This window comes from Streptomyces sp. NPDC090106, from assembly GCF_044747265.1.
Lineage (GTDB): Bacteria > Actinomycetota > Actinomycetes > Streptomycetales > Streptomycetaceae > Streptomyces.
This window is the reverse complement of sequence record NZ_JBIVDS010000008.1, coordinates 219,966-242,390: the sequence shown is the minus strand read 5'-3', so window position 1 is coordinate 242,390 and position 22,425 is coordinate 219,966. Positions and strand designations below refer to the sequence as shown.

Here is a 22,425-nt window from a genome sequence, read left to right as displayed (position 1 = left end):
CCTTGCCTCAGAGGCAAACCATGGGGATCTTCCTCCCGCGCCCCCGTCGCTACCGGTTGGCCACCGCCTGCTTGACGAGCGTCTTCCCGAAGTCCCACATCAGCCCGCCCCCGCCATGGGCGTCGTCCATGATCGCGGTGAACGCGTCGACGAACCGGTCGACCTCCCGTTCCCCGACGGTCAGCGGCGGGATCAGCTTGATGACCTCCAGGTGGTCGCCGGAGACCTGGGTGAGGATCCGGTGCCGCTGGAGCAGCGGGACGACGACCATCTGGGCGAAGAGTCCCTTGCGGGCGGCCTGGAGCATGGTCCAGCGGCTGCGCAGCCCGAGGGACCGGGGCCGCCCGAACTCGATGCCGACCATCAGCCCCCGGCCCCGCACGTCGGCGAGCAGTTCGTACTTGTCGACCAGCGCGGCGAGCCGGGACTTCAGCAGCTCCCCCGTCACCCGGGCGTTGGCGACGATCTGCTCGTTCTCCATGACCGACAGGACGGCGAGCCCGGCCGCCATGGCCTGCGCGTTGGAGCCGAAGCTCGCGGAGTGGACGAGGACGCGGTCGATGGACGAGTAGACCTTCTTGAAGATCCAGTCCTTGCCGAGCGTGGCACCCACGGGGACGTAGCCGCCGGAGAGCGCCTTGGCCACGCAGACGAGGTCCGGTTCGACGCCGTCCTCGTGCTGGTAGGCGTAGAAGTCCCCGGTCCGGCCGAGGCCGGTCTGCACCTCGTCGGCGATGAGCAGCGCCTTGTGCTGGTGCAGCAGGTCCTGCGCGGCCCGCAGCCAGCCCGGCGGGGCCTCCAGGACGCCCTTGCCCTGGATGGGTTCGACGATCAGGGCGGCGACGTCGCCCTTCTTCAACTCCCTTGCCAGGGCGTCGAGATCACCGAGCGGGACGGCCGTGTCGGGCAGCAGCGGGGCGAACCCGTCGCGGAAGCCGTCCTCGCCGTTGACGGACAGGGAGCCGGTGGTGAGGCCGTGGAAGGCGTGGTCGCAGTACAGGATCCGCGGTTTGCCGGTGGCGCGGCGGGCGAACTTCAGGGCGGTCTCCACCGCCTCGGTGCCGCTGTTGCCGAAGAACACCCGGTCCAGATGCGGGCTGTAGGCGAGGAGCTTCTCGGCGAGGAGTCCGGGCAGCGGCTGGCAGTCGAAGCGGGTGAGATCGGCGAGCTGGGCGTCGAGGACGTCGTGCAGCGCCTTGCGGACGACGGGGTGGTGGCGGCCGACGCCCATCACTCCGAACCCGGCGAGCATGTCGAGGTAGTCGTTGCCCTCGTCGTCCCAGAAGTAGGCGCCCTCGGCCCGTTCGTAGACCTTGTCGAAGCCGATGGTGCGCAGCATGCGCGGGAGCTGGTGGTTGAGGTGTCTGGTGTGCAACTCGTAGCGCTCCGCCCCGCGTTCGGCGAGGAGTCGGCCGAGGTCGAACTCGGTGGTCATTCAGCGTTCTCCTTGAGAGGGCCGTCGGCCTGTTCCGTGTCCTTGACGGCGAGGCTCGCGCTGATCCGGCCGGCCACCTCGACCGGGGTGAGCCCGATGTCGGCGAGCACCTCACCGCGTTTGGCGTGCGCGAGGAACTGCTCCGGAATCCCGAACCGCCGTACGGGTACGTCGATCTCGGCGTCCCCGAGCGCGAGGGCGACGGCGGCGCCGACCCCGGCGGCACGGCTGTTGTCCTCGACGACGGCGACCAGCCGGTGCCCGGCGGCCAGCGCGGGCAGCGCGGGGTCGACGGGCTTGATCCACCGGGGGTCCACGACCGTGCAGTCGATGCCCCGTTCGGCCAGCAGGTCGGCGGCCTGGAGGCAGACCGGCGCCATCACGCCGACGGCGACCAGCAGGACGTCCTGCTTCTTCCCCTCGGCGCGGCGCAGTACGTCCATGCCGCCCACCCGGTCCACCGCGGGGATGTCGGGCCCCACCGACTCCTTGGGGAACCGTACGAGGGTGGGCGCGTCGTCCACCGCGACGGCCTCCCTCAGCTGGGCCCGCAGTTGGCCCGCGTCGCGCGGCGCGGCGATCCGCAGGCCCGGGACGACCTGGAGGATCGACAGGTCCCACATGCCGTTGTGGGAGGCGCCGTCGACGCCGGTGACCCCGGCCCGGTCGAGGACGAAGGTGACCCCGCAGCGGTGCAGGGCGACGTCCATGAGGAGTTGGTCGAAGGCCCGGTTGAGGAAGGTCGCGTAGACGGCGACGACGGGGTGCAGGCCCCCGGTCGCGAGGCCGGCCGCGGACACGGCGGCGTGCTGCTCGGCGATGCCGACGTCCCACACCCGGTCCGGGAACCGTTCGGCGAACCTGCCGAGCCCGACGGGGTGCAGCATGGCCGCGGTGATCGCGACGACGTCCTCGCGCTCCTGGCCGATGGCGACCATCTCGTCGCCGAACACCGACGTCCAGGACGGCCCGTTGGAGGGGGCGAGAGGTTCGCAGGTGAGGGGGTCCATCACCCCGACGGTGTGGAAGTGGTCCTCCTCGTGGGCGAGGGCGGGCTCGTAGCCGCGCCCCTTCTCGGTGAGGCAGTGGACGAGCACGGGGCCGTGGAAGCGTTTCGCCCGGCGCAGCGCGGACTCGACGGCGCCGATGTCGTGTCCGTCGATCGGGCCGACGTACTTCAGGCCGAGGTCCTCGAAGAGTCCTTGCGGGGCGAAGGCGTCCTTGAAGCCCTTCTTGGCGCCGTGCAGCGCCTCGTACACGGTGGTGCCGATGACGGGGGTGCGCTGGAGGACGTCCTTGCCCCAGGCGAGCACCCGCTCGTAGCCGTCGGTGGTGCGCAGGGTGGCCAGGTGGTTGGCGAGGCCGCCGATGGTGGGCGCGTAGGAGCGCTCGTTGTCGTTGACGACGATGATCAGCGGCCGGTCCTTGGCCGCCGCGATGTTGTTCAGCGCCTCCCAGGCCATGCCGCCGGTGAGCGCCCCGTCCCCGATGACGGCGACGACATGCCCCTTCTCGCCCTGCACCTGGCGGGCCTTGGCGAGTCCGTCGGCCCAGCCGAGCGCGGTGGAGGCGTGGCTGTTCTCGACGATGTCGTGCTCGGACTCCTCGCGGGAGGGGTAGCCGGACAGGCCGCCCTTGCCGCGCAGCTTCGAGAAGTCCTGACGTCCCGTCAGCAGTTTGTGCACATAGCTCTGATGGCCGGTGTCCCACACCAGGCGGTCGACCGGCGACTCGAAGACCCGGTGGAGGGCGATGGAGAGTTCCACCACCCCCAGATTGGGCCCGAGATGACCGCCGGTCCTGGCGACCGCGTGCACGAGGAACTCCCTGATCTCTTCCGACAGTTCGCGAAGTTCCGTCTCGGACAGCGCGTTCAGGTCGCGTGGTCCGCGGATGCTCTCCAGAATCGTCACGGTCGGGCCCCCTTAGGTCCGTGCTGTTCAGCTCACGGTGACGGCCGGCTCCCCCGAGGCGACGCCGTCCTGTTCCATCTGCTCGGCGATCTTCATCGCCTCTTCGATGAGGGTCTCCACGATCTTCGACTCGGGCACGGTCTTGATGACCTCGCCCTTCACGAAGATCTGCCCCTTGCCATTGCCCGAGGCGACCCCCAGATCCGCCTCGCGCGCCTCGCCGGGGCCGTTGACCACGCACCCCATCACCGCGACCCGCAGGGGCACTTCCATGCCCTCCAGGCCCGCCGTGACCTCGTCGGCCAGCTTGTAGACGTCGACCTGTGCCCGCCCGCACGACGGGCAGGAGACGATCTCCAGGCGCCGCTGCCTGAGGTTCAGGGACTCCAGGATCTGGATGCCGACCTTGACCTCCTCGGCGGGCGGCGCGGACAGCGAGACCCGGATGGTGTCGCCGATGCCCCGGCTGAGCAGGGCGCCGAAGGCGACGGCCGACTTGATCGTGCCCTGGAAGGCGGGACCCGCCTCGGTCACGCCCAGGTGCAGCGGGTAGTCGCACTGGGCGGCGAGCTGCCGGTAGGCCTCGACCATCACGACCGGGTCGTTGTGCTTGACGGAGATCTTGATGTCCCGGAAGCCGTGCTCCTCGAACAACGAGGCTTCCCACAGCGCCGATTCGACGAGCGCCTCGGGTGTCGCCCTGCCGTACTTCTGGAGCAGCCGCCGGTCCAGCGACCCGGCGTTGACCCCGATCCGGATCGGCGTGCCGTGGTCGTTCGCGGCCCGCGCGATCTCCTTGACCTTGTCGTCGAACTGCTTGATGTTGCCCGGGTTGACGCGCACCGCCGCGCAGCCCGCCTCGATGGCGGCGAACACGTACTTCGGCTGGAAGTGGATGTCCGCGATCACCGGGATCTGCGACTTGCGGGCGATGGTGGCGAGGGCGTCCGCGTCGTCCTGCGTGGGACAGGCGACGCGGACGATCTGGCAGCCGGAGGCGGTGAGTTCGGCGATCTGCTGGAGGGTGGCCCCGATGTCGGAGGTGCGGGTCGTGGTCATCGACTGCACCGAGACCGGGGCCCCGCCCCCGACCGCCACCGGCCCGACCTGGATCTGCCGGGACAGGCGCCGTTCGGCGAGGGGGCGGACCGGCATCTCGGGGACGCCCAGCGAAACGGCGGTCATGACGTCACTCCCGGTTTCCTGAGACCGTCTCGCGCATGGCGCGCAGGGACTCCTTCAGGGACCCCATGGTGGCGAGGACGGCGGTGGGCTCGTAGCCGCAGTGCGCCATGCAGTTGGCGCACCGCGGGTCCTTGCCGCGGCCGTACTGGTCCCAGTCGGTGTCCTCGATGAGTTCGCGGTACGTCGGCACGTACCCGTCGCTCATCAGGTAGCAGGGGCGCTGCCAGCCGAAGAGCGAGTAGTTGGGGATCGCCCAGGCGGTGCAGGGGAAGTCGACCTTGCCCTCCAGGAAGTCCAGGAAGAGCGGGGAGTGGTTGAGCCGCCACTTGCGCCGGTTGCCGCCCGCGAAGGCCTTCTTGAACAGTTCGCGGGTCTGCTCCACGCCGAGGAAGTGCTCCTGGTCGGGCGCCTTCTCGTAGGCGTAGGCGGGCGAGATCATCATCTCGTCGACGTGCAGGTCGTCGTTGAGGAAGTTGAGCACCTCGATGACGGTCTGCGGGGTGTCGGTGTTGAAGAAGGTCGAGTTGGTGGTGACCCGGAAGCCGCGCCGCTTGGCCTCCTTGATCGCCTCCACGGCCTCGTCGAACACGCCCTCCTTGGCGACGGACTCGTCGTGCCGCTCGCGCAGCCCGTCGATGTGCACCGCGAAGGCGAAGTACGGGGAGGGCGTGAACTTGTCCATCTTCTTGCGCAGCAGCATCGCGTTGGTGCAGAGGAAGACGTACTTCTTCTTCGCCACCAACTGCCGCACGATCTCGTCGATCTGAGGGTGCATCAAGGGCTCGCCGCCCGCGATGGACACCATCGGCGCACCGGACTCCAGCACCGCTCCGACGGCCTGCGCGACCGGCATGCGCTGCTTGAGCACGCCCGCCGGGTGCTGGATCTTCCCGCAGCCCTCGCACTTGAGGTTGCAGGCGAAGAGGGGCTCCAGCTCCACGATCAGCGGGAACTTGTCCCGCTTGCGGAGCTTCTGTTCGGCCAGGTATGTAGCGACCTTGATGGACTGACGCAGCGGCATGGCCATCTGGCTCACCTCCGGGGGAGCATCACATTACGGTGCCATTCAAAGAAAGCTGGAAGTACGGAACGAAGGACGCGGAAGGCCGATATTCCACCGCGCACCGTGCCGATACGGACTAGTTCATGTTCTGGAGCGTCCACGACCACCCGGACGGCCGCAACGGGGCGCGTGCCCGCGCGCACGGCGCTGTGGAGTGTGGTGGCGGACTCCATGTCGACCGCGATCGCGCCGGTCGCGAGCAGATCGGACCGTTCAGGACCACGGACGACATGGTCGGAGCCGGTCAGCGGTCCGGTGTGGACGGTTCGTCCGGGTACCCCCCGAACCAGCTCCTTGACGAGTAGGTCGGTCCCCACGCACGGAACGGTTCCCTTCGGTCCGCGGGTTTCTTCCGCGACGACCAGGTCGCCCGGGTGCATACCCGGCGCGAGACCGGCGCAGAAGCCCGTGGCCAGCACCGCGGCGTCCGCCAGCTCCGGTGCGGCCAGGGCCCGGGTGACGGCCAGCTCGGCCGCCCGCGGCCCCATGCCGGTGCGGAGCACCGTGACGGGCCCGCCCGCCGCGCCCCGGTCGCCGCCGCGCAGCGCGAGCCGCTCGATGCCGAGCGCACAGGCGATCAGCAGCGGCGTCCGCGCGGGCCGGCTGTCCATCTCAGCCCTCCCCGGCCTCGGCGAGAAGGCCCGGGCCCGGCTGCGCAAACGGTTCGCCGTGGACGTAGCGTCCGAGCGCGGTCAGCGGGAACACCTGCCGGTACAGGTGGTAGTTGATGGAGAAGTCCCACGGGAAGCCGGTGCCGGTGAAGTACGGCTCGTCCCAGGAGCCGTCCTCCCGCTGGGTGGCCGCGAGCCACTCCACGCCCCGCTCGACGGCCTTGGAGTCCCGCTCCCCGGCCGCGAGGAGCGCCATCAGCGCCCAGCCCGTCTGGGAGGCGGTGGAGGCACCTCTGGCGCTCCAGCCCTGGGCGTCGTTGTAGGAGCGCAGGTCCTCGCCCCAGCCCCCGTCGTCGTTCTGGACGGACTCCAGCCAGGCCACCGCCCGCCGGACCGCGGGGTGCGCGGCGGGGATGCCGGCCGCGACCAGGGCGGGGACGACGGACCCGGTGCCGTAGACGTAGTTGACGCCCCAGCGCCCGAACCACGAGCCGTCCGGCTCCTGTTCCGCGAGCAGCCACTCGATGCCGCGCCGGGTGCGCGGGTCGTGGGCGAGGCCCTCGACGGCGAGCATCTCCACCACATGGGCGGTGACGTCCGCCGACGGCGGGTCGATCACCTCGCCGAAGTCGCAGAACGGCAGCCGGTTGGGGAACGGACTGGTGTTGTCGACGTCGAAGGCGCCCCAGGCTCCGTTCCTGGACTGCATGCCGAGGTTCCAGCGCACCCCGCGCCCGATGGCCCGCTCCAGCCGCTCGGGGTCGTGGTGCCGGACCCGGCGCAGCGCGAGGACCACCTCGGCGGTGTCGTCGATGTCGGGGTAGTTGTCGTTGTGGAACTCGAACGCCCATCCGCCCGGCTGGAGTTGCGGCCGTTTGACGGCCCAGTCGCCGGGCCGGACGATCTCCTCGCCCAGCATCCAGTCCGCCGCCTTGACGAGCTGCGGATGGTCCGGGGCGACCCCGGCGTCGGCGAGGGCGATGGTCGCCAGGCAGGTGTCCCACACCGGGGACTGGCAGGCCTCGATCATCCGGGCGCCGTCCTCGCGCCAGACGGCGAAACGGTCCAGTGACTCCAGCCCGGCGCGCATGACCGGGTGCTGGAGGTCGTAGCCGACCAGGTGCAGGGCGATGACCGAGTAGACGGCCGGGGGCTGGATGCCGCCCCAGCAGCCGTCGTTCTCCTGCCGCTCGATGATCCAGCGGGCGGCGGTGTTCATGGCCGCCCTGCGCAGCCGGCGCGGCGCGACCTTGCGCAGCTGGTGCAGCGCCTTGTCCAGGCGCTGGAAGGCGCCGTCCCAACTCGCCGCCGGGGCCAGGGGCCTGGCCGGGTTGGGGTTCGCCGGGTCGGTGTGCAGCTCGTCCAGCGCGAAGGGCGCGGGCCGTACCGGACGCTTGGCCGAGACGATCGTCAGCGGGACGATGGTCTGCCGGGCCCAGCAGCCGAAGTCGTAGATGTTGAGCGGCACCCACTTGGGGAAGTAGATGAGCTCCGGCGGGAGTTCGGGCAGGTCCTCCCACTTCCACCAGCCGAACAGGGCGAGCCAGATCCGGGTGAAGACCCGGGCGGCGGCGATCCCGCCCTGGGCGCGGACCCACTCCGCGGCCTTCGCCATGTGCGGGGCGTCCGGCGCGTCACCGGCCAGCCGCAGGGCGACGTACGCCTCGATGGTGGCGGAGAGGTCGCCGGGGCCGCCGAAGAAGGTGGCCCAGGTGCCGTCCTCGCGCTGCTCGCCGCGGATGAACAGACCGGCGGCGCGTGTGGTCGACTCGTCGCGGATGCCCAGGAACTGACGGAGCAGCAGATCCTCGGCGTCCATGGTGACGTTGGTCTCCAGGTCGCCCTTCCACCAGCCCTGCGGGTCCTGCTGGGCCAGCAGGAAGTCCGTGGCGCGCTGTACGGCGAACGCGGCGGTGTCCCGTACCCCGGCCGCGCGTGAGGTCTCGGTGTCGGTCTCGGTGGCCGCGGCAGCGCGGGGCGGCAGGGCCCCGGTGCTTCCGTCGGTCGTCGCTGTCATGGCTTCCCCTTCGTGCAGTGTGCAATCGGTGCTCTGCTGTGGGTCCGCCGTCGGCCGGAGCGCTTCGGTACGCGTCCGGCCGGCGACTACGCGAGGGCTATTCGGCCGATACTGATCATCTCTTTTCGCCCGGTGGTGCTCATCTCTTCCGTACGACGACGAAGTCCGCGAGCGCCGTGAAGCGGTCCCGTACCCGGTCGGGCATGTCGATGGCGTCGAGGGCCTCGACCGCGATGACGTGCTGGCGGCGCGCCTCCTCGGCGGTCCAGTCGCGACCGCCCGCCTCCTCGATGAGGGCGGCGCGGGCGGCGAACTCCTGCTCGGAGAAGGTCTCGAAGTCGCTGCTCTTGGCGTCGGCGGCGAGGAGCTCACCGAGCCGGTCGGAGGCGTCGCCGCCCGCCGCGAGCGCGGCCACGACCGGCAGGGACTTCTTGCGCTGGCGCAGGTCGCTCCAGGTCTGCTTGCCGGTGGACTCGGGGTCGCCCCAGATGCCGAGGAGGTCGTCGACGGCCTGGAAGGCGAGGCCGAGGTGGTAGCCGTACTTCTCCAGGGTGTCGGCGGTGCGGGCGTCCGCGCCGCCGAGGACGGCGCCGATGGAGCTGGCGCAGGCCAGCAGGGCGCCGGTCTTGTTGCCCTCCATCTCCAGGCACTCCTCGACGCTGACGCGGTCGCGGTGCTCGTAGGAGATGTCCTGGGCCTGGCCGTCGATCAGGGCCCGGGTGGCGGTGGTCAGGCGGCGGGTGGCACGGCCGGCCTCGACGGAGTCGAGTTCCAGCAGCACCTCGTTGGCCAGCGCGAACAGGGCGTCGCCGACGAGGATCGCCTGGGCGGGGCCGTGCACCTTCCAGACGGTGTCGCGGTGGCGGCGCTGTTCGTCGCCGTCCATCAGGTCGTCGTGCAGCAACGAGAAGTTGTGGACCAGTTCGACGGCGACGGCGCCCGGGATGCCGACCTCGGGCGCGGCACCGGTGACCTCGGCGGAGAGGACGGCGAGCGCGGGGCGCACGGCCTTGCCGCCGTCGCCCGCGGTCGGGTTGCCCGCGGCGTCGATCCAGCCGAAGTGGTAGGCGGCGACGGTGTCCATGGGAGGGGCCAGCCGGTCCACGGCCGCCCGCAGTACCGGTGTGGCGAGGGTCCGACCGCGCTCCAGGAGCGCGGTCACGTCCACCGCGGTCGCTCGAGCGGCCGTCTCGGCGGCCGGGGGCACAGTGGGCACAGGTTCTCCTCTTGTTGCTGTACCGGAGGTGCGGAGACCTGCCGCCGTGCGCTGGTTCAGCATCACGCCGCCTCTTCCAGGTCGAAGAGGTGGCTGGGGCGGGGCCGGCCCAGGGCGTCCAGCGCGGCGTCCGCCGCGCTCACGCCGCTGCGGACCGCACTCTCCATGGTCGCGGGCCACCCTGTGGCGGTCCACGCTCCGGCCAGGTAGAGGCCGGGGGCTTTCGTACGGGCGCCGGGCCGCAGCACGCCGACGCCTGGGGCGGGGGCGAACGTCGCCGTGCGCTCCCGGGTCACGAAGAAGTCCTTCACCTCGGCACCCCGGGTGCCGGGCAGGAGCCGCTCCAGCTCGGGGAGGTACTTCTCCCGGAGCGCGGAGACGGGTGCGTCGATGTCGTCCTGGGCGGCCGACTGGGACAGGGCGAGGTACTGGCCCTCCTTGAGACCGGACGCCTCGGTCCGGTCGAAGACCCACTGGACCGGGGTGCCGAGCGCCGCGAAGAACGGCTTCTCCAGCACCCGGCGGTCGTAGACGACATGCACGTTGAGGATCGGCGCGGTGCCGATCTCCAGCAGTTTCCCGGGGGCGTCGAGAGCCCCGTCCGGCAGCAGGTCGTGGGCCTCGCGCTGGGGTACGGCGAGGACGACCGCGTCGGCGGACAGCGTCTCGCCGGGAACCTGAACGCTCCACCGTCCGTTCTCTTCGGTGGAGATGGAGGTGACGCGTGTACGGACCTCGGTACGCACGCCCGCTGAGTCGAGCGCCTTGCGGGCGAGCCGGTCATGCAGTTCGCCCAGCGGGACGTGCGCCCATCCGATGTCGGCCGCGCCCGGGTCGGACAGCAGACCGGTCTTGAACACCATCGCGGCGAGCCCCAGCGAGGCCTCGCCCGCGACCGCGTTGAGGGTCGCGACCCCGACCAGGTCCCACAGCGCCTCGACGGCACGCGCCGACTGACCGTGGGCGGTCAGCCAGCCGCCGAAGCTCTGCGCGTCCAGCTCCGGATCGGCGAGGTCGAGCCCCTTGAGCGCGAGCGCGGCGCGGCCCACCATGGCCCGCTCGGCGAGCGAGAGATGCGGATACGTCGCGAGGCTGCGCCCCAGATGCAGAGGCACGGGCAGCGCGTCGCGCCGCAGCCTGCCGAGCCGCCGCCCCTCGGGCCTGGCCGCGTCGAGTACGGGCACGTCGAGACGATCCTGCAGCGGCGCCAGCGCGCTGCCCTCGATCCGGTCGAGGAACCAGCGGTAGGCGGTGCAGCAGCGCAGATAGACGTGCTGTCCGTTGTCGACGGTCAGCTCGCCGCGCTGGAAGGAGAAGGCGAGCCCGCCCAGGCGTGGCCGCCCTTCGAGCAGGGTGACGCGGACACCCGCGTCCGCGAGGGCCAGTGCCGCGGTGACGCCGGCGAGCCCGCCGCCGATCACGACGGCGTCCCGTCCCGGCTCCTTGCCGTCGGTCATCACGCGTCCTCCCCCGAGCGACCGCCGCGTCGGTTGAACGTGGGACGGCAGGCCGTTGCAGTCAGGGACGCGGTCCCCCGCCGGAGGGTTGCGTGCCACCTTTCGCCGGTGGCATCACCTTGGACCGAATTGTCCATCAGGTGCGCCTCCTGACGGTTCGCCGTGTCACATGCCGGGTGTCCAGCCCCGACAGACCGCGTACGGCGACATACGCCTTCTCGCGTCCCGGCAGCGACACCCGGCCCCGCAGCACCGCCTCGGGGTCGCGCTCGATGCGGTCGAGGAGCCTCCGGTAGATCCCCGCCATGGCCGCGACGCACGCGCCGCTGCGCCGGTCGAGCATGGGGAGCAGGCGGTAACCCTCGGCGAACAGGGCCCGGGCCCGGCGCACCTCGAAGTGCACGAGCCCCGCGAAGTCGGAGCCCTCGGGCGGGGTCGGTCCGTCGAACCCGGCCGAGCAGCCGAACTTCGCGAGGTCGTCGGCGGGCAGATAGGTGCGTCCGCCCTCGGCGTCCTCCCGGACGTCCCGGAGGATGTTGGTGAGCTGGAGCGCCAGCCCGAGCGTGTCGGCGTACTCCGGCGCGCGCTCGGCGCCGCGCGCCCCCGCGTCCGGCCCGAACACCCCGAGCGAGAGCCGCCCGATGGCCCCGGCGACGCAGCGGCAGTAGACCTTCAGGTCGTCCCAGGTCTCGTAGGTCTCGCCGCGCACGTCCATCACGACGCCGTCGATCAGCTCGTCCAGGCCGCCCAGCGGGATCGGGAAGGCGGTGGCGGCGTGGGAGAGGGCGACCGCGACCGGGTCGGTGTCGTCCTCGTCCACCGCGCCCTCGCGCACCCGGGTCAGCATCGCCCGGGTCTCCTCCAGCCTGACGGTCTTCACGTCCGGTTCCAGCGTCCCGTCACCGATGTCGTCGACGCGACGCGAGAACGCGTACAGCGCGGACATCGCCCGGCGTTTGGTCGTCGGGAGCAGCCTGATGCCGTACGCGAAGTTCCGGGCCTGTTGTCCGGTGACGGCCTCGCAGTAGCTGTAGGCGGCGAGTACCGGTGCGGACACGTGTGGTTCGGCCTCCACGGTCCGGATCACCCCTCTCCTCGCAGAGTCAGGCCCACCTCGCGCAGCAGCCGGAGCTTGCCGGGCTTGGGCGGGCCGGGAAGTACGTCGTATTCGGCGGCGGCGATCGCGTGGACGGCCGCCCTTCCCCCCGCCACGAACCCCGCGAGCAGCAGCTTGAGCCTGCCGTGGACGCTACCCACGAGGGGGGCGCCTTCATTCAGGAGGCCACGGGCGCGTTCTGCTTCGTGGGCGACCAGTGCGCGCACCGATGCGCCCGCGGTGTGCGCGGCGAGATCCGTCTCCTGGACGCCGAAGCGTTTCATGTCGGAGGCGGGCAGGTAGATGCGGTCGCGGCCGAGGTCCTCGGCCACGTCCTGGAGGTGCTCGACGATCTGGAGCGCCGTGCAGACCGCGTCGGAGAGCCGGATCCGCTCGGGGGTCGAGGTGCCGGTGACGCCGAGGACGAGCCGGCCGACCGGGTTGGCGGACAGTTCGCAGTAGGCGAGCAGGTCGTCGTAGGTCTCGTACCGCTTGACGGTCTGGTCCTGGCGGTTCGCGGCGATCAGGCCGAGGAAGGGCTCGGGGGGCAGCGCGCAGCGGCGGACGGTGGGCTGGAGCCGGCGCAGCAGGGGGTGGCGGGGGGTGCCGTCGTAGACGCGGCGCAGGTCGGCCTCGAAGGCGTCGAGCAGCACGATCCGGTCGTCGGCCTGCTCGGGGGCGACGCCGAGGAGGCGGGCGTCGGCGCCGCCGGGGGCCAGGTCGCCGTCGCCGATGTCGTCGACGAGACGGGCGAAGCCGTACACCGCCATGAGGTCCGCGCGCCAGGCGCGGGGCAGGAAGAAGGGGGCCACGGGGAAGTTCTCACCCGCGGCCTTGTCCAGCGTGCCCCGCTCCGTGTCCGAGGCGCGCGCCGTGCTCGTCCCCGTCACCGTCCGTCACCCGGGCCACAGACCGCACTCGCTGCGTTGAGCTGGGGAGTTTCCATAGCCATGGCCGTCACATCTCCCGTTCTACACCGCAGACCCAATACGCACTATTTCGGACACGCCGCCCGGCCTTCCGCGCGGCCGCCCTGCCTGGGGACGTCGGGCATTATCGCCCCACTTGCCGCGATTCGGGACCGGTACAGCTTACGTTGTACAGCGCACGGAGGATCCCCGGGGTGTCCTGCACATCACAACAACACACCGATTGACTTCAAGATTCCTACGCGGTACCGAAGTTGACGTTTCCTTTGCAGACGCGGGGCCCCGCGGCGGCAGTTCCGGCGGGGCCCTGAGAAACGTCCTGGTCCGGGGCGTCCAGGTCCGGGTGGACTACTTGCCCGTGAACTTCTCGTACTCCTTGAGGACCTCGTCGGTGGGCCCGTCCATGCGCAGCTCGCCGCGCTCCAGCCACAGCACCCGGTCGCAGGTGTCCCGGATCGACTTGTTGTTGTGGCTGACCAGAAACACCGTGCCCGCGTGCTTGCGCAGCTCGCGGATGCGCGCCTCGGACCGCTTCTGGAACTTGCGGTCGCCCGTCGCGAGGGCCTCGTCGATCATCAGGACGTCGTGGTCCTTGGCGGCGGCGATGGAGAAGCGGAGCCGGGCCGCCATGCCGGACGAATACGTCCGCATGGGCAGGGTGATGAAGTCGCCCTTCTCGTTGATGCCGGAGAAGTCGACGATCTCCTGGTAGCGCTCCTTGATCTGCTCCCGGGACATGCCCATCGCGAGCCCGCCCAATATGACGTTGCGCTCGCCGGTGAGGTCGTTCATGAGGGCGGCGTTGACACCGAGGAGCGAGGGCTGGCCGTCGGTGTAGACCTTGCCGCTCTCGGCGGGCAGCAGACCGGCGATGGCGCGCAGCAGCGTCGACTTGCCGGAGCCGTTGGAGCCGATGAGGCCGATGGCCTCGCCCCGGTAGGCGACGAAGGAGACGCCGCGCACGGCGTGCACCTTGCGCACCCCGCGCTCCTCGCCGCGCTTGACGATGCGGCTGAGCGCGGAGGTGGCACTGCCCTTGCCCGTCTTGGCGCCGTTGACGCGGTAGACGATGTGCAGTTCGTCCGCGATGACGGTCGGAACCAGTTGTTCCTGCTGCTGCTCAGCCACGGCCGTACCTCTCTTCCGCCTTCCAGAAGTACACGAAGCCGAACACCCCGGCGAGCAGCGCCCAGCCCAGGGCGAAGAGCCACACGTGCGGGGGCAGGTACTCCGAGCCGTACCCGTCGATCAGCGCGAAGCGGATCAGGTCCATGTAGATCGCGGCGGGGTTCCACTGGAGGACCTCGGTGACCCAGCCCGGCAGGTCCTTGCCTTCGAGCATGGCCGGGATGCTGAACATCACGCCGGACGCGTACATCCAGGTGCGCAGCACGAACGGCATCAGCTGGGCGAGGTCGGGTGTCTTGCTGCCCGCGCGGGCGAAGATCAGCGCCAGGCCGGTGTTGAAGACGAACTGGAGGACCAGCGCGGGGATCACCAGCAGCCAGGACAGGCCCGGGTAGCTGCCGAACGCGACCATGATCAGCACGAGGACGATCATCGAGTACAGGAGCTGCTGGAGCTGCTGGAGCGCGAAGGAGACGGGCAGCGCGGCGCGCGGGAAGTGCAGCGCGCGCACCAGGCCGAGGTTGCCCGAGATGGCGCGGACGCCCGCGAGGACCGAGCTCTGGGTGAAGGTGAAGACGAACACGCCCGTCACCAGGAACGGCACGTAGATGTCGTGCGCGATGCCCTTCCGGGCACCGAGCAGCAGGCCGAAGATGAAGAAGTAGACCAGCGCGTTCAGCAGCGGGGTCGCCACCTGCCAGAGCTGGCCGAGCTTGGCCTGGCTGTACTGGGCGGTCAGCTTCGCCCGCGAGAACGCGAGGATGAAGTGGCGCCGGTCCCAGAGCTGACGGACGTACTCGACGAGGGAGGGGCGGGCGCCGCTGACGGTCAGCCCGTACCTGTCGGCGAGCTGGGCCGGCGTGAGGCCCTCGCCGGGCGACGCGGTCGCGGTCACCGCGACCGGGCCGTCGTGCGTTGTCTCACTCACTGGTGGAAACTTTCGTCTTCGGGACGCGCGGCCTGTGCGGGCGCGCGCGGGAGCCGGGGCCGGGTCCGGCCCGGGTGGTCTCGGGTTCGAGCTTGTCAGATGACCGGGGGGCGGCCCAGTCGGGTCAGCCGCCACACGGTACGCCACTTCATCGGCCGCCGGGGTCCGCACGGGCTGCCCCAGCCCTCCCGGAATCCGCCGAACCAGGCCCTGAGCGCGGGCCGCGAGGGGCGGCGGACCAGGGTCAGCAGCAGCCAGACGCCGAGGTAGACCGGGACCAGCGGGGCGGGGAGGTTGCGCCGGGCCAGCCAGACGCGGTTGCGGGCGACCATGCGGTGGTAGACCGCGTGCCGCGAGGGCGCGGTGGTCGGGTGGTACAGCACCATGTCGGACCGGTAGTCGATCATCCAGCCCGCGTCCAGGGCCCGCCAGGCCAGGTCGGTCTCCTCGTGCGCGTAGAAGAACTCGTCCGGCAGTCCGCCGACCTCGGCGAAGACCTGGGTGCGTACGGCGTTGGCGCCGCCGAGGAAGGTGGTGACCCGGGAGGAGCGCATCGGGTCGGCGGCCCGGAGCCTGGGCACATGCCGGCGCTGGGTCTCGCCGGTGTCCGGGTCGGCGATGCGGAAGCTGATGATGCCGAGCCGCGGGTCGGTGGTGAAGGCCTCGCGGCACAGGGCGGCGGTGTCGTGCCGGGCGAGGAGGCCGTCGTCGTCGAGGAAGAGCAATATGTCGACGTCGCGACCGCTCGGGCCGAAGGCCTCCATGCCGACGTTGCGTCCGCCGGGGATGCCGAGGTTCTCGGGCAGCTCGATCGTCCGGACGCCCTCGGGGACGTCCGGGACGGGCGAGCCGTTGCCGACGACGACCACCTCGACGCGGTCGCCGTCCTGCTTGGCGACCGAGTCGAGCAGGGCGCGCAGTTCGTCGGGGCGGTTGCCCATCGTGATGATGACCGCGCCGACCTTCGTGCCGGTCACTTCAGCCTGCTGGAGGCGAGGATGGACACCAGGTGCAGCAGCGTCTGGAGCAGCGCGATGCCGGCGAGCACCGCGACCCCGAGACGGGAGAAGAAGAGGTCGCCGCGGACGTCGTCGACGATCGCGAGGACGAGGATCAGCAGGGACGCCTCGATGCCGAGGATGAGGCGGTGGAACTTCAGCAGCGACGCGGCCTTGCGGGCCAGCGCCATGCCGGAGGAGCGCATCTCGGCCGCCGACTCCTGCACGGGCGGTTTGCCGGCCTGGTGGCGGGCGACGCCGACGAGGTCGGTCTCCGCCTTGATCAGGATGGCGCCGAGCGCGGCCAGGGTGCCGAGGAAGGCCCACAGCCAGTCGATCCGGCCGCTGCCCCACAGGTCGGCGGCGCGCAGCCCGAAGCCGACGAGGACGGCGGCGTCGGTGAGGTAGGCGCCCACACGGTCCAGGTAGACGCCGTTGAGCGAGTACTGCTTCTTCCAGCGGGCGATCTCGCCGTCGACGCAGTCGAGCAGCAGATACATCTGGACCGCGATCACACCGAGCACGGCGCCCCAGATCCCCGGCACGAGCAGTGCCGGGGCGGCGAGGACACCGAAGACGGTCATCAGGTACGTGAGCTGGTTGGGCGTGACCCTGGTGTTCACCAGGTAGCGGTCGACCCGCAGGGACACCTCACGCATGTAGAGGCGTCCCATCCAGTGCTCACCGCTGCGTCGGTCCTTCACCCCCGCGGGGTGGACGACCGGGCGGAGTTCAGCTACCGATGGCCTTGACATAGTCGGCGTAGGTGTCCTTGATCTGGTCGGTCTTGAGGTCGAGGTGTTCGAGGATCGTGTAACGGCCGGGCCGGGTCTCGGGGGCGAACTCCACGGCGCGGACGAACTCGTCCACCGTGAAGCCGATCTCCTCCGGGAGGACCGGCAGACCGTGGCGGCGCAGCACCGAGGCCATGTACGCCGACTCCTCGTGCGCCCCGCGCAGGAACATCGCGAAGGCCGCGCCGAGGCCGCACTGCTCGCCGTGGGCGGCGGCCCGCTTGGGGAACAGCAGGTCGAAGGCGTGGTTGATCTCGTGGCAGGCGCCGGAGGAGGGGCGGGAGTCGCCCGAGACGGACATGGCGATGCCGCTGAGCACGAGCGCCTCGGCGAGCACCTGGAGGAAGTCGGTGTCCCCTATGCCGCCGGGGTGCCGCAGCACGGCTTCGCCGGCCTGCCGGGCGATGGCGGCGGCCAGGCCGTCGATCTTCTCGCCCTTGACCTGGTTGGCCAGCTCCCAGTCGGCGATCGCGGAGACGTTGGAGACGGCGTCGCCGATCCCGGCGCGCACGTACCGGGCCGGGGCCTGGTGGATGACGTCCAGGTCGATGACGACCGCGATCGGGTTGGGTACGCCGTAGGAGCCGCGGCCCGCGTCGTTGTCGAGGGTCGCGACCGGCGAGCACAGCCCGTCGTGCGCGAGGTTCGTCGGCACGGCGACCAGCGGCAGCCCGACGCGCGCCGCGGCGAACTTGGCGCAGTCGATGATCTTGCCGCCGCCGAGGCCCACGACCGCGTCGAAGTGGCCGGCCCTTATGTCGCTGGCCAGCTGCACCGCGTCGTCGAGGGTGCCGCCGCCGACCTCGTACCAGGTGGCGCCGGGCAGGGTGGGTTCGAGCCGCTGCCGCAGGCGCGCGCCGGAGCCGCCGCTCACGGCCACGGCGAGCCGGCCGGAGTGCGAGACGCGCTCGTCGGCGAGGACGGCCGCCAGGTCGTCGAGGGCACCCGGGCGGATGTCGACGACGACCGGCGAGGGAATGAGCCGGGTCAGTACTGGCACGCGATCTCCCGTCCGCGGGCGAGATCGTCGTGGTTGTCGATCTCCACCCACTTGACGTCACCGATCGGCGCGACGTCGATCCGGAAGCCGCGGTTCACGAGCTCCTGGTAGCCGTGCTCGTAGAACTGCTGCGGGTCGCTCTCCCAGACCGTCTTGAGCGCGTCGCCCAGTTCGGCCGCGGCGTCGCCCTCGATGAGGGTGACGCCGATGTACTCGCCGGTGGCCTCGGCGGGGTCCATCAGCTTGGTGATCTTCGTCATGCCCCGGTCGGGGTCGACGACGACCTTCATCTCCTCGTCCGCGAGGGACTTCACGGTGTCCAGGGCCAGGATGATCCGCTTGCCGTCGCCGCGCGCGGCGAGCAGTGTCCGCTCGACCGAGACGGGGTGGACGGTGTCGCCGTTGGCGAGGATCACGCCGTCCTTGAGGGCGTCACGGCCGCACCACAGGGAGTAGGCGTTGTTCCACTCCTCGGCCTTGTCGTTGTCGATGAGGGTGATCCTGAGGCCGTACTTCGCCTCCAGCGCCTCCTTGCGCGCGTACACGGCCTCCTTGCGGTAGCCGACGATGACCGCGACCTCGGTCAGACCGATCTCGGCGAAGTTGCCGAGGGTCAGGTCCAGGACCGTGGGCTCGCCCTCTATGCCCGCGGGACCCACCGGCACCAGAGCCTTGGGGAGGCTGTCGGTGTAGGGGCGCAGACGCCGTCCGGCGCCGGCCGCCAGCACGAGGCCGATCATGCGGGTTCTCCTTCATCGTGTACTGCGGGTGCCCCTGCGGACACCCAGAAGCGGATGCTCTCGACGAGCACCAGGAGGGCGACGGCCACGGCGAGCGCCGTGAACGCGACCTTGAGCTGCGTGGCGGTGAGCACCGCGGCGAGGACGGCGACGAGCAGCGTCCGCCCTTCCTGCCCCCCGATGGCGCGCACCAGCCAGGCCGGCGGCGCTCCGGCGTCGCCGCGGATGCGGTACACCGTGTCGTAGTGATGGTAGGCGACGGCGGCCACCAGGCCGAAAGCCGCAGGAAGCACTCCGTTCACGTCCGCCTTGGCCGCCAGGATCAGGACGGTGCCGTACTCGGCGGCGCGGAAGAACGGGGGGATGAGCCAGTCGAGGGCGCCCTTGAGGGGGCGGGCGACGGCCTCGGAGGACAGCAGCACGTAGACGGCCGCGGCCAGGACGACCGACCAGCCCGGCCCGTCGAACCAGGCCGCCAGCGGTACGAGGACGGCTCCGGCGGCGGCCCACAGGAACCCGGGGCCCAGCGACGTGCGCGGCAGGATCCGTGCGCCCAGTTCGCTCAGCGGCCCGTTGTCCGCGAGGTCCGCCAGGGCCTTCGCCGCCCGGTCTGTGCGCCGTGCCTTGCGGGTCAGGGAGCGCAGCACGCGGCCCGCGGTCGTGTAGGTCGCGGCGAAGGCGCAGCCGATGAGCAGGGCGTAGAAGGTGATCCGCGGGGTCGTGACCGCCGTGAGGACCGCGATCATCGCCCAGCGTTCGCCGATGGGCAGCACGATCATGCGCCGCAGCCAGACCGTCCAGCCGACGCTGTCGAGCTTGTCGGAGAGGGCGGCGGTGGGGCTGGTGTTGGCCGTGGCGTCGTGGTTGGCCTCGTTGAAGGAGAAGTCGACGACGTGCCGGCAGGTCTGCAGGACCATCGCGCCGAGGGCGAGTGCCCACACGTCGTCGCCGCCCCGGGCCGCGCCGAGCGCGAGTCCGGCGTAGTAGGCGTACTCCTTGGCCCGGTCGAAGGTGGCGTCGAGCCAGGCGCCGAGCGTGGAGTACTGGAGCGAATAGCGGGCGAGCTGGCCGTCGGTGCAGTCCAGGACGAACGAGAAGATCAGGAGCAGGCCCGCCGCGACGAACCCGGGCCGGGTACCGGTGGCCGCGCAGCCCGCCGCGATCAGCGCGGTGATCAGCGAGGCGGTGGTGACCTGGTTGGGGGTGAGGCCCCGGCGGGCGCACCAGCGGGCCAGGTAGCGGGAGTACGGGCTGATGAAGTGCGTGGTGAAGAAGCCGTCGCGGGACTTGACGGCCGACTTCAGGCGGACGGCCTCGTCGTCCACGGCGGCGACGGCCTGCCGGGCCTCGTTGCGGGTCTGCGGGTCGGCCGGGACGACGGCGACGAGGCTGCCGAGTTCGGGGTGGTGGACGCCCGCGCGGTCGGTGTCGAGCGCGGTGACGACGCGGTCGGCGAGGCTGTCCACGGCGAGGGCCGTGCCGCCGCCCGCGCTGTTCTCCCGGGCCATCGCGCGGGTGAGGGCCTGACGGCCGGCGGCCTGCGCGGTGACGGCGCCGGGGATCGCGGCGAGCGGAAAGCGGGGGTCGGTGAGCCCGAGCCGCAGGGCGTGCACATGGCCCACGAACCGGGAGTCGACGACGGCCACCCTGCGGTCCGCGGGGACCTGCGCGAGGAGCGTCTCGGCCTCGGCGGCGTCGGCGGCGGGGCGCACGTCGAAGCCGAGCGAGCGCAGATCGGTCTCGATCGACGATCCGGGGACCGGCTGACCGGTGAGGATGACGGTCGACAACCGAACTCACTCCCTGGGGCCCGACGCGAGGACGTCGGTCATGTGCGTGGTGCGGGGCCCTCGGTCTGCTGCGGAGCACCCCTCGGGCGGCGTGTCGGCAGAGGCTATCGGATGCCGGGAAGCCCTCGTTCACCGCCCGTTCACTGGCCGATCAACGCCGTCTCCCCCGGCCTTTGCCGCGATCATCATCGGTGATCACAGGCCCGGCCGACAAACCGCGCACCCCAGACCGGGCATCCGGGACATCTGGCCGAGCCGACCGCAAGGGGGTGCGCACGGGTCTGACCTGCGGTTCGTTTCCGCAGGTCAGGGCACATGACAACGGTGTTCAGTGCCGCGTTGCCCGATACCCCCCACCCGTAGTTCACTGTGAGCCCGGACGGAACTTTGGAGGCGGCTTCCATGGGGGCTGGGCACGACCACGGGCACACGCACGCGCCCACCGGCTCTACGGCGACCACCGCCTACCGGGGCCGGCTGCGGGTGGCGCTGGCGATCACGCTCACCGTGATGGTCGTCGAGATCGTCGGCGGGATCATGGCGGACTCGCTCGCCCTGGTCGCCGACGCGGCCCACATGGCGACGGACGCGCTGGGCCTCGGCATGGCGCTGATGGCGATCCACTTCGCGAACCTCCCGCCGAGCGAGCGGCGCACGTTCGGCTACGCCCGCGCCGAGATCCTCGCCGCGCTCGCCAACTGCCTGCTGCTGCTCGGCGTCGGCGGGTACGTCCTGTACGAGGCGATCCAGCGGTTCATCACACCCGCGGGCACCGAGGGCGGGCTGACCATCGTGTTCGGCGGGATCGGCCTGGTCGCCAACATGATCTCCCTCACGCTGCTGGTGCGCGGCCAGCAGGACAGCCTGAACGTCCGGGGCGCGTTCCTGGAGGTCGCCGCGGACGCGCTCGGCTCGCTCGCGGTGATCGTCTCGGCGGTGCTGATCCTCACCACGGGCTGGCAGGCGGCGGACCCGGTCGCCTCCCTCCTCATCGGGCTGATGATCGTGCCGCGCACGCTGCGGCTGCTGCGGGAGACCCTCGACGTGCTGCTGGAGGCGGCCCCGAAGGGCGTCGACATGACGGAGGTCCGCACCCACATCCTGGCCCTGGACGGGGTCGAGGACGTCCACGATCTGCACGCGTGGACCATCACTTCGGGTATGCCTGTGCTCTCCGCTCACGTCGTGGTGCGCTCCGACGCGCTGAACGCGATCGGCCACGAGAAGATGCTCCACGAGCTCCAGGGCTGCCTCGGCGACCACTTCGACGTGGAGCACTGCACCTTCCAGCTGGAGCCCGGTGGCCACGCGGAACACGAGGCGAAGCTGTGCCACTGAGAGTCGGGTAAATCCGGCATTGACGGAATGGAGCCATCCGACCCGCGGGCGCGTCCTCACCCTCACAGCGCCGCCCCTGACGGTCCCCCGTCCGCCGCGCCGGGCACGATCGCCTGCCCGGCGCACCGTTTTCGTACGGCAGACTTGGGGCGCGAAAGACCGATTGCGAAGGATGGGTATGCCGATCACACCTGCCACCGCGACGCACACTCCGTCGAACGGCACCGCTGACCCGATTCTGCTGGAACTGGTCGACGAGGACGGCGTCACGATCGGCACCGCGGAGAAGCTCGCCGCCCATCAGCCACCGGGGCAACTGCACCGTGCCTTCTCGGTGTTCCTCTTCGACGAGCAGGGCCGGCTGCTGCTCCAGCAGCGGGCGCTGGGCAAGTACCACTCCCCCGGGGTGTGGTCCAACACCTGCTGCGGCCACCCCTACCCGGGCGAGGCCCCGTTCGCGGCGGCGGCCCGGCGGACGTACGAGGAGCTGGGTGCCTCGCCGTCGCTGCTCGCCGAGGCGGGCACGGTGCGCTACAACCACCCGGACCCGGAGTCGGGCCTGGTGGAGCAGGAGTACAACCATCTGTTCGTCGGGATGGTGCAGTCGCCGCTGGGTCCCGACCCGGAGGAGATCGCCTCGACGGCCTTCGTGACCCCCGCGGAGCTGGCGGAGCGGCACGCGCGGGCGCCGTTCTCGGCCTGGTTCATGACGGTGCTGGACGCGGCGCGCCCCGCGATCAGGGAGCTGACGGGCCCGTCGGCGGGCTGGTAGCCCCCGCACTGGCCG

The 22,425-nt window shown here is 71.1% G+C and carries 18 protein-coding genes and 2 pseudogenes; 2 read left to right on the top strand and 18 right to left on the bottom strand.

Annotated features, from left to right (window positions below):
• Window positions 1-49: 49 nt before the first annotated feature.
• From ACIPSE_RS26155 to ACIPSE_RS26070, 18 genes and pseudogenes are all read right to left on the bottom strand, one after another.
• The gene (locus ACIPSE_RS26155) at window positions 50-1,435 is read right to left on the bottom strand and encodes an aspartate aminotransferase family protein (RefSeq protein WP_401666572.1); all 1,386 of its coding nucleotides are present in this window, start codon (window positions 1,433-1,435) and stop codon (window positions 50-52) included.
• Complete coding sequence (gene dxs, locus ACIPSE_RS26150; protein ID WP_401666570.1) at window positions 1,432-3,348, bottom strand: 1-deoxy-D-xylulose-5-phosphate synthase; 1,917 nt, start codon at window positions 3,346-3,348, stop codon at window positions 1,432-1,434. The genes ACIPSE_RS26155 and dxs overlap by 4 nt, the downstream gene beginning before the upstream one ends.
• A gap of 27 nt (window positions 3,349-3,375) precedes the next feature.
• The gene (gene ispG, locus ACIPSE_RS26145) at window positions 3,376-4,533 is read right to left on the bottom strand and encodes a flavodoxin-dependent (E)-4-hydroxy-3-methylbut-2-enyl-diphosphate synthase (protein ID WP_401666568.1); all 1,158 of its coding nucleotides are present in this window, start codon (window positions 4,531-4,533) and stop codon (window positions 3,376-3,378) included.
• Window positions 4,534-4,537: 4 nt separating this feature from the next.
• A complete protein-coding gene (gene hpnH / locus ACIPSE_RS26140) occupies window positions 4,538-5,560 on the bottom strand; it encodes an adenosyl-hopene transferase HpnH (RefSeq protein ID WP_401666565.1) in 1,023 nt (340 codons plus the stop codon).
• A 5-nt stretch (window positions 5,561-5,565) separates the two neighbouring features.
• Window positions 5,566-6,207 carry a 1-hydroxy-2-methyl-2-butenyl 4-diphosphate reductase gene (locus ACIPSE_RS26135; protein WP_401666562.1) on the bottom strand — a complete coding sequence of 214 codons (642 nt, stop codon included), beginning with the start codon at window positions 6,205-6,207 and terminating at the stop codon, window positions 5,566-5,568.
• A gap of 1 nt (window position 6,208) precedes the next feature.
• Window positions 6,209-8,224 carry a squalene--hopene cyclase gene (shc, locus tag ACIPSE_RS26130; RefSeq protein WP_401666560.1) on the bottom strand — a complete coding sequence of 672 codons (2,016 nt, stop codon included), beginning with the start codon at window positions 8,222-8,224 and terminating at the stop codon, window positions 6,209-6,211.
• A 139-nt stretch (window positions 8,225-8,363) separates the two neighbouring features.
• The gene (locus ACIPSE_RS26125; protein ID WP_401666558.1) at window positions 8,364-9,503 is read right to left on the bottom strand and encodes a polyprenyl synthetase family protein; all 1,140 of its coding nucleotides are present in this window, start codon (window positions 9,501-9,503) and stop codon (window positions 8,364-8,366) included.
• Window positions 9,503-10,966 (bottom strand): annotated as a pseudogene (gene hpnE, locus ACIPSE_RS26120) (hydroxysqualene dehydroxylase HpnE); the annotation flags it as partial. The gene ACIPSE_RS26125 and the pseudogene hpnE, both read right to left, overlap by 1 nt.
• Window positions 10,960-11,034: pseudogene (locus tag ACIPSE_RS26115) on the bottom strand (DUF6380 family protein); the annotation flags it as partial. The pseudogenes hpnE and ACIPSE_RS26115, both read right to left, overlap by 7 nt.
• Entirely contained in the window at window positions 11,034-11,984 is a 951-nt protein-coding gene (gene hpnD / locus ACIPSE_RS26110) for a presqualene diphosphate synthase HpnD (RefSeq protein WP_401666556.1), read from the bottom strand. The pseudogene ACIPSE_RS26115 and the gene hpnD, both read right to left, overlap by 1 nt.
• On the bottom strand, window positions 11,981-12,883 hold the full coding sequence (gene hpnC / locus ACIPSE_RS26105) for a squalene synthase HpnC (protein ID WP_401666553.1): 903 nt from the start codon (window positions 12,881-12,883) through the stop codon (window positions 11,981-11,983). The genes hpnD and hpnC overlap by 4 nt, the downstream gene beginning before the upstream one ends.
• Before the next feature lie 387 nt (window positions 12,884-13,270).
• A complete protein-coding gene (locus tag ACIPSE_RS26100; protein WP_401666551.1) occupies window positions 13,271-14,050 on the bottom strand; it encodes an ABC transporter ATP-binding protein in 780 nt (259 codons plus the stop codon).
• Window positions 14,043-14,978: an ABC transporter permease gene (locus tag ACIPSE_RS26095; RefSeq protein ID WP_401666549.1), complete on the bottom strand. Its 936-nt coding sequence runs from the start codon at window positions 14,976-14,978 to the stop codon at window positions 14,043-14,045. The genes ACIPSE_RS26100 and ACIPSE_RS26095 overlap by 8 nt, the downstream gene beginning before the upstream one ends.
• A 95-nt stretch (window positions 14,979-15,073) precedes the next feature.
• Window positions 15,074-15,919, bottom strand: coding sequence for a glycosyltransferase family 2 protein (locus ACIPSE_RS26090; protein ID WP_401667250.1), 846 nt, complete (start codon window positions 15,917-15,919; stop codon window positions 15,074-15,076).
• 32 nt (window positions 15,920-15,951) lie between these two features.
• A complete protein-coding gene (locus ACIPSE_RS26085) occupies window positions 15,952-16,731 on the bottom strand; it encodes a CDP-alcohol phosphatidyltransferase family protein (protein ID WP_401666546.1) in 780 nt (259 codons plus the stop codon).
• Window positions 16,709-17,770: an iron-containing alcohol dehydrogenase family protein gene (locus tag ACIPSE_RS26080; RefSeq protein ID WP_401666543.1), complete on the bottom strand. Its 1,062-nt coding sequence runs from the start codon at window positions 17,768-17,770 to the stop codon at window positions 16,709-16,711. Before ACIPSE_RS26080 ends, ACIPSE_RS26085 begins: the two co-directional genes overlap by 23 nt.
• Window positions 17,758-18,510 carry a sugar phosphate nucleotidyltransferase gene (locus ACIPSE_RS26075; protein ID WP_401666541.1) on the bottom strand — a complete coding sequence of 251 codons (753 nt, stop codon included), beginning with the start codon at window positions 18,508-18,510 and terminating at the stop codon, window positions 17,758-17,760. Before ACIPSE_RS26075 ends, ACIPSE_RS26080 begins: the two co-directional genes overlap by 13 nt.
• Entirely contained in the window at window positions 18,507-20,300 is a 1,794-nt protein-coding gene (locus ACIPSE_RS26070) for a DUF5941 domain-containing protein (RefSeq protein WP_401666539.1), read from the bottom strand. Before ACIPSE_RS26070 ends, ACIPSE_RS26075 begins: the two co-directional genes overlap by 4 nt.
• Window positions 20,301-20,702: 402 nt before the next feature.
• Here ACIPSE_RS26070 and ACIPSE_RS26065 point away from each other — a divergent pair, with 402 nt between their 5' ends.
• Both ACIPSE_RS26065 and idi read left to right on the top strand, forming a co-directional pair.
• On the top strand, window positions 20,703-21,638 hold the full coding sequence (locus tag ACIPSE_RS26065; RefSeq protein ID WP_401666537.1) for a cation diffusion facilitator family transporter: 936 nt from the start codon (window positions 20,703-20,705) through the stop codon (window positions 21,636-21,638).
• A gap of 178 nt (window positions 21,639-21,816) precedes the next feature.
• Complete coding sequence (gene idi / locus ACIPSE_RS26060) at window positions 21,817-22,410, top strand: isopentenyl-diphosphate Delta-isomerase (RefSeq protein WP_401666535.1); 594 nt, start codon at window positions 21,817-21,819, stop codon at window positions 22,408-22,410.
• The last annotated feature ends 15 nt before the right edge of the window (window positions 22,411-22,425 follow it).

Excerpts from the sequence above, each read along its gene's own strand:
- ACIPSE_RS26155 (WP_401666572.1), bottom strand. The coding sequence starts at position 1,435 with ATGACCACCGAGTTCGACCTCGGCCGACTCCTCGCCGAACGCGGGGCG.
- ispG (WP_401666568.1), bottom strand. The coding sequence starts at position 4,533 with ATGACCGCCGTTTCGCTGGGCGTCCCCGAGATGCCGGTCCGCCCCCTC.
- hpnH (WP_401666565.1), bottom strand. The coding sequence starts at position 5,560 with ATGGCCATGCCGCTGCGTCAGTCCATCAAGGTCGCTACATACCTGGCC.
- ACIPSE_RS26135 (WP_401666562.1), bottom strand. The coding sequence starts at position 6,207 with ATGGACAGCCGGCCCGCGCGGACGCCGCTGCTGATCGCCTGTGCGCTC.
- shc (WP_401666560.1), bottom strand. The coding sequence starts at position 8,224 with ATGACAGCGACGACCGACGGAAGCACCGGGGCCCTGCCGCCCCGCGCT.
- ACIPSE_RS26125 (WP_401666558.1), bottom strand. The coding sequence starts at position 9,503 with ATGCTGAACCAGCGCACGGCGGCAGGTCTCCGCACCTCCGGTACAGCA.
- ACIPSE_RS26090 (WP_401667250.1), bottom strand. The coding sequence starts at position 15,919 with ATGGGCAACCGCCCCGACGAACTGCGCGCCCTGCTCGACTCGGTCGCC.
- ACIPSE_RS26085 (WP_401666546.1), bottom strand. The coding sequence starts at position 16,731 with ATGTCAAGGCCATCGGTAGCTGAACTCCGCCCGGTCGTCCACCCCGCG.
- ACIPSE_RS26075 (WP_401666541.1), bottom strand. The coding sequence starts at position 18,510 with ATGATCGGCCTCGTGCTGGCGGCCGGCGCCGGACGGCGTCTGCGCCCC.
- ACIPSE_RS26065 (WP_401666537.1), top strand. The coding sequence starts at position 20,703 with ATGGGGGCTGGGCACGACCACGGGCACACGCACGCGCCCACCGGCTCT.
- idi (WP_401666535.1), top strand. The coding sequence starts at position 21,817 with ATGCCGATCACACCTGCCACCGCGACGCACACTCCGTCGAACGGCACC.